The 11,597-nt window shown below is 36.1% G+C and carries 8 protein-coding genes and 1 pseudogene; 5 read left to right on the top strand and 4 right to left on the bottom strand.

What is annotated here, in order from left to right:
• A complete protein-coding gene (locus tag YN1551_RS08720) occupies positions 1 to 1,290 on the bottom strand; it encodes a TrpB-like pyridoxal phosphate-dependent enzyme (protein WP_012716053.1) in 1,290 nt (429 codons plus the stop codon).
• A 90-nt stretch (positions 1,291 to 1,380) separates the two neighbouring features.
• Between YN1551_RS08720 and YN1551_RS08715 the strand changes: the two genes are divergently transcribed.
• From YN1551_RS08715 to YN1551_RS08695, 5 genes are all read left to right on the top strand, one after another.
• Entirely contained in the window at positions 1,381 to 2,208 is an 828-nt protein-coding gene (locus YN1551_RS08715) for an ABC transporter ATP-binding protein (RefSeq protein WP_010923208.1), read from the top strand.
• A complete protein-coding gene (locus YN1551_RS08710; RefSeq protein ID WP_010923207.1) occupies positions 2,198 to 2,911 on the top strand; it encodes an ABC transporter permease in 714 nt (237 codons plus the stop codon). Before YN1551_RS08715 ends, YN1551_RS08710 begins: the two co-directional genes overlap by 11 nt.
• Positions 2,912 to 3,057: 146 nt before the next feature.
• Positions 3,058 to 4,173: an OFA family MFS transporter gene (locus YN1551_RS08705; RefSeq protein WP_012717558.1), complete on the top strand. Its 1,116-nt coding sequence runs from the start codon at positions 3,058 to 3,060 to the stop codon at positions 4,171 to 4,173.
• Between the two features lie 170 nt (positions 4,174 to 4,343).
• Positions 4,344 to 8,153 carry a S53 family peptidase gene (locus YN1551_RS08700; protein ID WP_012717557.1) on the top strand — a complete coding sequence of 1,270 codons (3,810 nt, stop codon included), beginning with the start codon at positions 4,344 to 4,346 and terminating at the stop codon, positions 8,151 to 8,153.
• A 42-nt stretch (positions 8,154 to 8,195) separates the two neighbouring features.
• On the top strand, positions 8,196 to 9,335 hold the full coding sequence (locus YN1551_RS08695) for an MFS transporter (protein ID WP_012717556.1): 1,140 nt from the start codon (positions 8,196 to 8,198) through the stop codon (positions 9,333 to 9,335).
• Here YN1551_RS08695 and YN1551_RS08690 read toward each other — a convergent pair.
• From YN1551_RS08690 to YN1551_RS08680, 3 genes and pseudogenes are all read right to left on the bottom strand, one after another.
• Positions 9,313 to 10,488 (bottom strand): cation:proton antiporter, encoded by a 1,176-nt coding sequence (locus YN1551_RS08690; RefSeq protein WP_012717555.1) that lies wholly within the window; start codon positions 10,486 to 10,488, stop codon positions 9,313 to 9,315. The genes YN1551_RS08695 and YN1551_RS08690 overlap by 23 nt on opposite strands.
• 128 nt (positions 10,489 to 10,616) lie before the next feature.
• Positions 10,617 to 11,198 (bottom strand): hypothetical protein, encoded by a 582-nt coding sequence (locus YN1551_RS08685; RefSeq protein WP_012713550.1) that lies wholly within the window; start codon positions 11,196 to 11,198, stop codon positions 10,617 to 10,619.
• A pseudogene (locus tag YN1551_RS08680) lies at positions 11,185 to 11,595 on the bottom strand (hypothetical protein); the annotation flags it as partial. The pseudogene YN1551_RS08680 and the gene YN1551_RS08685, both read right to left, overlap by 14 nt.
• Positions 11,596 to 11,597: the final 2 nt, after the last annotated feature.

The following is an 11,597-nucleotide window of genomic DNA, read 5'->3' as shown; positions in this document are numbered from 1 at the left end:
CTACTCCTTAAATAACACTGAGGCGTAGTTGCCCAAATCTAGTAGTCCATGCCCAGAGAAGCTAACCAGTACTGTCTTCCTTTCTCCGCTCTTCTTAGCCTCTTCAGCTATTTCAGCCAATATTGGCAATGCGTGAGAAGTCTCTGGAGCTGGTATATATCCCTCCAGTTCTGAGAATAATTTAGCCCATTTGAACGACTCCTCTTGAGAGTAATCTCTTGCTTGTACAATTCCCTTGCTCATTAATAGACTGAGAGTTGGGGCTACTCCATGATATCTTAGCCCACCTGCATAAACTGGAGGTGGTACGAAGTCCGACCCTATTGTGTACATTTTTAGCATTGGCAACAATTTCGCAGTGTCTGGATAATCGTATTTATAAACACCCTTAGTCATTTTTGGAACTTCTGAGGATCCAGAGGCAATATACTTCCTCCTAACCTTTCCACTCCTCAGCTCATCTCCTAAGAATGGATAAGCTAATGCTGCGTAATTTGATCCCCCTCCTACTACTCCTATAATGTAATCTGGATCTTCACCAATCAGTTCCATTTGCTTCTTAGCCTCCATTCCGGCAATCGTTTTAAACATTATATCTGAATTTACCACACTACCTACAACGTATTTTCCACCGTTTTTATGAGCATATTCTACTGCATCACTTATTGCGATGCCTAAAGATCCAGGATGATTGGAGTCTTTGGCCAATAATTGTCTACCGAATTCTGTTAAATCTGAAGGAGAAGGATGAACTTCCGCTCCATACATCTGCATCATATATTTTCTGTAAGGCTTTGCATAATAGCTAGTCCTAACCATAAATATGTGTGCTTTCATCCTAAATAGGGCTGAGGCTAGTGCAACTGATGATCCCCACTGACCAGCTCCAGTTTCTGTCGTAACGAATTTCGCGTTATCCAATTTAGCGTAATATACATGTGCTAAGGCACTGTTGATTTTGTGAGAACCAGTGTAAGTGTAGCTCTCCATCTTCAGATAGATTTTGATATTATTTCCTAAGTACTCCTCTAACCTTTTTGCCCTAATTATTGGAGTCGGTCTTCCAACTTGTAAATATCTCTCCAGAACCTCATCTGGAATTTTTACGTATCTTTCCTTAGCGAACTCTAACTCCAGCACCTTGCTCGGTAAAACTTCCTTCAATAGTTCTAAGGATTTGCCAGTGGGATCTTGTGGCGGGGGTAGTTCCTCCGGTAAGTCTGGTAGGATATTATACCATTGTGCGGGTATTTCATCTTGAGGCAAATCTATTCTTATTCTCATAGCCATTACTACGTTAGAGAAGTTTATACTTTTTTCTCCTATTTTTTAACTATTAACGAAAAATTTAAAAGGACTCAATCAGAAAAAAGGATTGTAATGTATGTCATTGAGGTAAATAACGTATGGAAGGCTTATGGTAAGATTATTGCAAATGAGGACATTACGATGAGAGTTAAAGAGGGAGAAATAGTAGCGTTATTGGGACCCAATGGCGCTGGTAAGACGACCCTCGTTAAGCAAATTTACGGTGAGTTAACCCCAACTAAGGGTGAAATAAGGGTTCTAGGTAAGAAACCAACTGATAGACACGTTAAGAAATTCTTAGGAGTAATCCCGCAAGAATGTGAGCCCTATGGTGATCTAACAGTATGGGATAATATATATTACATGGGGAGATTAAAGGGAGCTTCTAAGGATGAAATTAAGAAGAGAGGAGAGGAATTATTGGAAAGATTGGATTTGAGAAGTAAAAGGAACACTCTGGCTAGGGATCTATCTGGAGGTTTAAAGAGGAGAACTCTAATCGCAATGGCTTTGATAAATAATCCTAAACTCCTAATACTTGATGAACCCACGACTGGTTTAGATCCTGAAGCTAGAAGGGAGGTGTGGGAAATATTGCTTAACATGAGAAAGGAGGGTCAGAGCATGTTACTTACTACTCACTATTTGGATGAGGCAGAGAGACTAGCCGATAAGATATATTTTCTAAGCAGGAAGATTATAGTTGAGGGAACACCTACACAAATAAAGGAGAAATTCGCTGATTGGTACGAGGTAATTGATTATACTAACGGTAAGGTCTATAAGGTGAAGGGTGAGGAGGAGCTCAAGAAAATCATAATGACAATTAACGGCAAATTTGAAGTTAGAATGCCTAGTTTAGAGGAAATATATCTTCAAGTGATGAAGGATGTTGAGTGAATTTCTTAACTTAATTGTAATGCAACTAAAGATGATAAGGGCGTACTTACCGGTGTTTCTCTTCTTCTCAATACTTTTCCCAATAGGATTTATGCTAGTATTTGGATATATCTCAATTAGATCATTGACGCCATTCATAGTAGCTGGAACAATAACGTTTTACGTTTCAATTGGTGTTTTAACTTCTGTTGCTCAATCTCTTGCATTTGAGAGAAATGCTGGCAGATTCTCCTTGATGATAGCAACTGGTATACCGAGAGAGTTCTATGCAATAAGTATAGCTCTTAGTAATGGTATTGCCACACTAATTATGATACCAATAATCCTAGTCCTAGGTAGTTATTTACTTCATGTAGAAATAAAATCAATTCCTTTTCTACTTATCGCACTGGTATCGTCTCTATTTATGGCTTCAATGTTAGGTATGGCATTAGGCTTAGGAATTAGGAACATATACGCCGTAAATCAATACTCAACAATTATAAGCTTCGTACTTTCCTTCTTCGCCCCAGTTTACTTCCCAGTAGCCTTTATACCATTACCATTTCGCTATTTGACTTATATTGAACCTACTACTTACGTCTCTCAAGCCCTTTACTACGCTTTCATTGGTAATCCTTTATCTTTACTATGGAGTTTAGGGATAATAATTTTCGGTTTCATTTTCGTCATTTTAAGTAGATATGTTATAAGAAGGCAATAGTTTCTGAATTCCTCCTTGAATTCAGAGCTTAATGTCCTATAGTGCTTTCAAGCGCTCAAAGGTGACTTACGTAATGGTTTAAAAAATATACATGCCTTCTTTCTAGTCCTTTAGTAAGCTTTTTAACTAATTGTGAACATATTCTCATGAAAAGGAACAAGTACATAATTATTGGCTTCGTAATAATGTGCTTTAATTCACTTTACCAATATTCTTGGAACGCTTTAGAGCCTCTCTTAAGAGAGGGATTTAATGTTAGTGTAGTTGAGATAGCCTTAGGCTTTACGTTGTTCAGCGTATTCTCCTCTGTTTTTCAACCAATTGGGGGTCACTTTGCTGATAAACAAGGTCCAAAAAGGATAGGGGTTATCTCAGCAATTTTATCAGCAATTGGTTTTCTGGGTACTTATCTTTCCCCTAATATTTGCGTCTTTTTTGTAAGCTGGTCAATAGGTAGTATAGGAGAGGGCATACTTTACGGAATAGCTGCAAACCTAGCAATGAAGTGGTTTAGGGAAAGAATGGGATTTGCAACTGGGATTGTGTCAATGGGATTTGGAATAGGTTCGGCCATAGCTAATCCCTTTATATCCATGGCTGGTAATTACAGAATAGTAACACTCGCAATAGGATTAGTTGAGATAGTACTATTACCAATTCTCTTGTACATCTCAGATTATCCTCCTAAACTATCTGGTCAGACTCCAAGGCAAGCCGTTTTAAGTGTCAAATTCTGGCTAATCTACCTTTCTTTCGCAACTTCCATAGTTCCGCTAACAGTACTTTCTTCAGAATTACCAATACTAGGAAAAGGTTTACCTCAACAAGAATTAGTAACTTTGATCTCAATCTTACCCTTATTAAGTGGAGGATTAAGGCCAATTTTCGGCTATATTGCTGATAGATTAGGTATATTGAGAACAACGTTCCTTCTTACCATTGTATTAACGTTAGGTAGTATTTCTTTACTTTTAGGGGAAATAGCACTTTCAACGATTTTAGTAGGCTTTGCAGGAGGCTCACTAATTACACTCTATTTTAACGTTTCCACGGAGATATTCGGCTTTAAGTTTTCCACAGTGAATAGTGGTATATTATATACTGGTAAGGCTTTAGGCGGTGTGTTAGGTAGTATTATATTTGCATTGCTTTACACGATAAGTCTTAGAACCTCTGAAATATATACTTTGTCTTGTAGCCTAATAGGAGTTCTTACCTTATTGCCACTTTTATTTACTAAGCAGAGCAGAAAGGTTCAATGATTTTTTATCTTATAACCAACTAATTGTCAAGTATTACGTTAATTGATAATACCAAATTGAGATAGAACAATAGATATAGCTCTATTTAAGAAGAATTAGAGGATACTAGTACACTGATCAGTACACTTATTGGTAGAAAAGTTTAAAAACTAGTAACAGTATAAACAAATATGTATAGATATATATTTTTAATGTCGATGCTATTAATTTCCATTATACCATTAGTTTTTGCATCAAATCCCAATATGTACCAGAATCCAATAACTTTGAAAGGATTTAGAGAAATAGGAACACTAAATGCCAATGAAGAGGTAATAGTTACAATCTTCGTACCACTTAAAAATCTAGATCTATTATACTATTACACCAGTGGAGCTTCAAATCCAGCTTCACCATTATATCATAAATTCTTAAGTCCTCACGAGGTTCAGCAGTTATTCTTACCTACTGAAGAGTATAACCAAATTCTAAACTACGTCAAAAGTAGCGGATTTCAAGTGATATTTACTGCATCGAACTCAGTAATAGTAATAAAAGGTACAGTGGGGCAAGTTGAGAAATATTTAGGTACTAAGTATGCGGTTTACTCTAATGGTTCCGTAACCTATTACACTAATTACGGATATCCCAAGATAAACGCCTATGTATACTCCAGTAACATTTCTGCAATATTCTTCGCCCATCCATCTACATTAATTACAGAGAGTACAATAAAGAGTTTTCAGCAAGAGATAAATCAAACATTTCCACTTGAAGGCTATTGGCCAACTGTGTTACAAAAAGTGTACAATGTTACTACAGAGGGAGAGAATACTACAATAGGAATACTAGACCTTTATGGCGATCCTTACATTGTACAGCAATTAGCGTATTTTGATAAAATAACTGGATTACCAAATCCTCCCAACTTTAGTGTAGTACCAATTGGACCCTATAATCCTAACTTAGGTATTGTAACTGGTTGGGCTGGAGAGATTAGCCTGGATGTTGAAGTAGCACACGCAATAGCTCCAAAGGCTAACATAACGCTATATATCGCTAATCCAAATATTCCTTTACCCGCTATTATCGCATATATTACAAGTCAAAATAAAGTTGATACGTTATCCCAAAGCTTTAGCATACCAGAAAGTCTCTTTTCCTCACTTTTCAACGGGCCATCATTCTATTCATGTATAATATTAAGTGATGAGTACTATGCACTAGGTTCAGCTGAGGGAATAACTTTCCTAGCAAGTTCTGGAGATGCTGGAGGCTCTGGGTATAGTAATGGACCAATAGGCACTGTAGGGTATCCCTCAACGTCACCTTTCGTAACTTCAGTGGGAGGTACGACTGTATATGTGCAATTCCCTAACGGTTCGTATTATCAGACTGCTTGGTCCAACTATGGTTTCGTTCCAAATAATCTAAATTATGGTGGTTCAACTGGTGGTGTAAGTATAATAGAGCCTAAACCGTGGTATCAATGGGGACTACCTACACCATCTACTTATCCAAACGGTAAGTTAATACCAGAGATCTCCGCTAACGCCAATGTATATCCTGGAATATACATCGTTTTACCAAGTAACACAACCGGGATAACAGGTGGCACAAGTGAGGCTTCTCCTTTAACTGCTGGAGTGCTAGCCACAATTGAAAGCTATACTCATCATAGAATAGGTTTACTTAATCCTATACTAACTTACATGGCTGAGAATTACTACGGTAAGGTAATAGAGCCAATAACGTTTGGTTATAACATACCGTGGGTTGCAACTTATGGCTATAACTTGGTAACAGGCTACGGTACAATTAACGCAGGATATTTTGAAAAAATACTACCCACACTTAATTTATCAAAAGAGCTAAATGTGATAGTTAGCGTTTACAATACATCAATACCCACAGTATCTCCTCAACAATTCTATCCTGGACAACGTATTCTAGTCACTGCTAATATAACATATCCTAACGGAAGTCCAGTACAAACTGGAGAATTCAAGGCATTAATAGAGAACTATCTTGGGAACTTAACTACGTTTAATCTGACATATAATTCACTTACTAAATTATGGACTGGTAGTGGTGTTTTATCCAATAAAGCTAGTGGTATCTTATTTGTCTACGTTTATGGAAGTAGTGATGGATTAAGAGGAATTGGGTACTATGAGACCTTCTCTGGATACTACATAACATTCAATTATACGACGACTTTTACACCAGTTTATGTAGAGTTGGGTAATGCTGAACTGGGAATTACCTTATCTAACTCATATTTCCAGGCGCCAATTGGAGTAATGAATATTACCCTTAATATTTACTCCTATAACATAACAACAAACGAATACACACTTGTAAGGACTTTAAATGTACCTATTAAAGATGGTGTAGGAGTTATCGATTTACCAGCAAACCTAAGCGTAGGGGATTTATTGATTGAAGCGGTGGACAGTGCTTATGGATTTGATGCATTTACTAATGGAATATACATGCAAAGCTTATTCATATTGCCACAAGTGGTAGTTGAGCCAGGTGGTGTTTCTCCGGGGCAATACATTACAATAGAAGGAACGATAATACCACCATTTAACTTACCAAGTAGTACATTCCAAGACGTATTTTACGGTACTAATATTACTACTAAATTGGTGAATAGTAACGGAATTGCAATAAGTGAGGCTAATATTCCATTATCACCGAATGGAATATACTTTGGATACTTATACGTACCCAAAAATGCTTCTCCCGGGATTTATAACATTTTACTGTTTGCAACCTATCACTCTTATACTTTAAACACTACAATTCAAGGATTCTACTACGGTCAGATATACGTTTCTAATCAAGCTATGATTTCAGTGAAGTCAATTATCTACGCATTCGAGGGACAGACTATTTTCATTTACTCTAATATAACTAATGGTACTAGTGAAGTTAAGTTTGGAATGTTTAGTGCCACTGTGTATCCCTCCAGCCTCTCATTTGATTACAGTACGATAAGCTCAATAATAGAGATACCGTTATGGTATAATCCTAAGGTAGGAGAATGGGAAGGAAATTTCACACTGCCTTCAACGATTAGCGCTGGAAATCTTACTTACTTAGCTGGACAAGGATATTTCGGGATGCCATTCAAGATCTTAATAACCGGAATTTCTGCCTTAGGAAATCCAACCACTACCAACCCCGGTAATGCTTATACGATCAACGTGTTGCCATATACTTTAATTGCGAATCAAACCTTAGATAAAACGTTACCATATTACGCGAATTTAGTTAACGTGAAGATATTGAATGCAAATGGTAATCTATTGAATGACTTCCTTACCAACGTTACCATAATTAACAGTAACGTAAAAATATTGAGTGGAAATATATCTGGTTTGGTAATTAGAAATTCTACAGTGTTCATGATGCAGACTAATTCAAATAATATTGTATTATACAATTCAACTCTATACGCAATAGGTGGAAGTATAAATGGATTAAATGTAATTGACTCTAAAGTAGTTCCAATAAACGTTCACATTCAAGGTTTACATCCAGAATTACCAACTATTACAATAAACTCGCCTTCTAAGAACGTAACTGGAACTATTAACGTTACTGTTACCGTGGTAGGTGAAGATGTAAGTGAAGTTAACGTATACTTAAATAGTAATCTGATAAATTCGTTTACAAACAATGGGACTCATGTGGTAACTATAAATACTCAAAACTACCCAGATGGTGGATATAATCTAACAATTACGGCAATTCAGAGCGATGGTTTAAGTAGTAGCAATAGTAGCTATATATATTTTGAAAACGGTTTAACCAATATAAATGGTAAGGTTAGTGCGATATCTAATCAGTTGACTAATGTAAGTAATAGTTTGTCATCTTCCATATCTTCCTTAAGGACTGCATTATCAGAATATGAGACTATATCTTTAGTACTTGGTATTGTCGCAATAGTTTTGGCAATATTTTCTCTAATAAGAAGGAGAAGATAAGACATTATTATTTTTTATATTATTTTCCAACTACATTTTCATATGCTTAAAAACAGAAATGAAGTCTTGAAAATCTCATTTTCAGCCTTTTTCGCCGATCTCGGATATCAAGCTGTAGTAGCGTCTTTTCCAATAATTTTCGTATTGATTTTCAAGGCCCCAATACCCCTTTACGGCTTAGCTGAAGCATTGAATTACGGAATTGGTACTGTAATGGCTTATCTAGGTGGTATAGCGGGAGACAAGTATGGTAGAAAGAGGATTGCAATTTTAGGAAATATTCTCATCTTGTTTGTTTCTCTAATAGGACTAGCAGGGAATTACATTCAAGCCCTTATTTTCTTCATGATAGGCTGGTGGTTTAGGAACTTCAGATCCCCACCAAGAAGGGCAATGATGGCTGAAGTTACATCACCAGATGAGAGATCTGAAGCCTTTGGAATTTTGCATTCCTTAGATATAGCTGGAGCGTTATTAGCAATAATTTATCTGACTGTGCTACTTTACCTCCATGTTTCCATATTTTTCATTCTATTATTCACCTCAATACCTTTGCTTATGTCAACAATAGTTTTAAGTCTAGTTAACGCGGGAAAGAAAGGGGAAAAGAAGACAGAGAGTAAAATAGTGCAAAAAAGGGTCTTCTGGACTGTCATATTATCTACAATGTTCTTTGGATTTAGTCAATACAGCTTCGGCTTTCCAATACTAACTACCACGGAAATTACTGGAAAAGACTATTTGGGAGTATTGGCCTATGGCGTGTTCCTCGGCGCTTCTTCACTATTTGGTTACTTATTTGGTAGAATGAAACTAAGGGAATTTGAAAGTTTAGCGTTTCTAGGATACTTAATTGGGGCAATAGGGTCTCTTGGATTTGCGTATTTATCTGGCATTGGTTTATTTTCCCTTTATCCCCTTTCTTTCTTAATGGGAATTAGTGTTGCCTCAACTGAGACTTTTGAACCCACAATAATATCTAAAATAACTAAAGAGGAGGCATATGGTACAAGTATGGGGTATTTATCAGCGGGTAGAAGCGTTGGAATATTTCTCGGTAATGTGATCATGGGGTTATTGTATCAAATAAGCTACACATATGCATACTTGTTCGCTGCTGTAACTTCTCTAATCTCTTTTGCGCTAATCTTAAGCTTAATCATGAGACCAAATGCTTCTTAGCGTAGACTTTAAACAATGCACTACCTGTCAAGGTAGTAAACATTGACATGAAAACTATGCTCTCAAACTCCGCTTGATTTAGCGCGTTATATGAAAGACCTATGGAAGCAATAACTAACCCGGTTTCACCCCTAGGTACCATTCCAAATGCTACTGTATTAGCAGCTTTTATGCTTCTTAAGTAAGCTAGAGCGAATGGGAAGATTCCTAGCCACTTGAAAATGGTTGCTATGACAGTTAATTCTAAGGATAGCAATAACGTATTGAGATTAAGTGTTAGGAAATTAACTTCAGCTCCTACGTATACAAAAAATAATGGTCCAAAAACGCTAAGTAATGTGTTACTAATTTCCTTAATTTTTTCGCTTTTTATACTATTTGCAAATGCAACTCCAGCAACGAAAGCTGAAATTATGGGAGAATAACCCAATGACACCATTAATAACGTCAAGCCGAATAGCACCGTCAGCGGAAACTCCTCAATGTACTTATCGCTTAATCTATCAGTGATTTTCGGAACTAAGATAACTGAGACTGTTAAAATAATTAGCCATATGACTACAAGGGTGATTATTTTCAAACTGATAGAGGTAACGCTTGTAGACGTACCTTGTAAAATAGCTAGAATGACAGATAACAAGAGTAAATCCACTACATCGTCTACTGCAGCAGCAGATACCATGAAATTTATGCCCTTACCCTTCAATTTCTCTTCCTCTATTATAGATGCTACAGCTGCAAGACTGGTAGCTCCCATCGCAGCACCAAGTATCAGCGAGGAATCTAAACCAAAATCTGGCATATAGAAGTAGTATGCTGCAAAAAAAGGTAATAATGCCCCAAACGTTGCCCCTAGCAATCCTAGAATTCCAGAAGATTTTATCGGTGCAATTCCGTGTTCTAGACCAGAGGCAAATATTAACAGAATTACTGAAAACTCAGCTAAAAATTCGATATAAGTATTTATACTTATCAAGGAGAAACCCACTATCTGATTTAATAAAGAACCTAAGGCATAAGGACCTATTATCATTCCAGCCAATAACTCGCCTATCAGCTTAGGCAAACTGTGCTTCTGTACAAGAGAGCTTAAAATTTCCGCTAGCAAGATGAATATTGATACATCAAAGAGAGCCAAGATTATTGGATTCATGTGATACTATGAAAACAAAAACATTATTAAACTTTTTATCAGCGTTCGTACCCTTCTTCATCTAATCTAGTGAGCTGGGCTCATCACTATTACTGAGGATATTGATAAATGATTATTAAACTTTCTGCCTAAACAGAAGGAGGAAGTTCAATTACTTTAGACTTCACATACTTAGATTGTAAAGAGGATATAGCCTTATCCCAACTTTCTCCAGGATTGCCCTTATTTACACCAATTTTTAACCTACTTTCCCCAACAATTTTTGCTAAATAGTAAGTACAGAAGGGTTTTGCTATACAATTTTCACAATTAGTGTATACATTTGAATGTAGGTTCATATAAACTACTTGCTTATCGTTAGTTACGTAAATTATTCCTTTTTTAAGGTTTAACGAACCATTAGCCTTTTCAAAAGGAAACACTAACTTGACGTTAATCATATTCTCCTTAAGTATCCTTAACTTATTGAGATAATCTCTGATGTAATAATAATAGCTTTTACTGTAATTTTCCCTTGAATCTTTTACAAGGACGTTCATTATTTTAGTATCACTTATTTTAACAAAATCATAATAGTCAATTAAGACAATATTACTATCTTGCCTTATGGGTCTTTCAACAGTAACTACTTTAAACTCACACATTTCAATAACAAATATCGGAAAGTTATTATAAAAACCTTTAATGTTGGTCTTATTATAAATTAGCATTAACCTTGTTCAATAGTTCAGTTGCGTTTTTGTATGCAACATCCTTATCATAGCCATGATTTTTTATAAAGAGTTTTGCACTTTGGATTAAATTAAGAGAATTGTATGGAGCATCACTACCATAAATACTTCTTCTTGGATCGATAATTGTTGAAGAATGATTCACTACATAATAGACTCTCTCGTTATTAACAACGTGTTCACTATTAATGAGTACAACGGGAAAAGTATATTTATCCAATAACCATTTTAGTTCATCTAAAGAAGGATCATATAGTACTAGAATTAATCCTTTCCTATCTATTAGTTCATACACGAAGTTAAGCGATGAATGACGTAATGAAAAGTTGTGATGTTTAGGGCTTAGAACTACACCAATTATACCCCTATCCACTTGTG

The organism is Sulfolobus islandicus Y.N.15.51 (assembly GCF_000022485.1).
Lineage (GTDB): Archaea > Thermoproteota > Thermoprotei_A > Sulfolobales > Sulfolobaceae > Saccharolobus > Saccharolobus islandicus.
Note: the sequence above shows the minus strand (reverse complement) of the source record. Positions and strands in the feature narration are given on the sequence as shown.

What these genes read in the sequence shown, in the direction of transcription:
- YN1551_RS08710 (WP_010923207.1), top strand. Translation starts at nt 2,198, where the DNA reads ATGTTGAGTGAATTTCTTAACTTAATTGTAATGCAACTAAAGATGATA.
- YN1551_RS08700 (WP_012717557.1), top strand. Translation starts at nt 4,344, where the DNA reads ATGTATAGATATATATTTTTAATGTCGATGCTATTAATTTCCATTATA.
- YN1551_RS08705 (WP_012717558.1), top strand. Translation starts at nt 3,058, where the DNA reads ATGAAAAGGAACAAGTACATAATTATTGGCTTCGTAATAATGTGCTTT.
- YN1551_RS08720 (WP_012716053.1), bottom strand. Translation starts at nt 1,290, where the DNA reads ATGGCTATGAGAATAAGAATAGATTTGCCTCAAGATGAAATACCCGCA.
- YN1551_RS08695 (WP_012717556.1), top strand. Translation starts at nt 8,196, where the DNA reads ATGCTTAAAAACAGAAATGAAGTCTTGAAAATCTCATTTTCAGCCTTT.
- YN1551_RS08690 (WP_012717555.1), bottom strand. Translation starts at nt 10,488, where the DNA reads ATGAATCCAATAATCTTGGCTCTCTTTGATGTATCAATATTCATCTTG.
- YN1551_RS08715 (WP_010923208.1), top strand. Translation starts at nt 1,381, where the DNA reads ATGTATGTCATTGAGGTAAATAACGTATGGAAGGCTTATGGTAAGATT.
- YN1551_RS08685 (WP_012713550.1), bottom strand. Translation starts at nt 11,198, where the DNA reads ATGCTAATTTATAATAAGACCAACATTAAAGGTTTTTATAATAACTTT.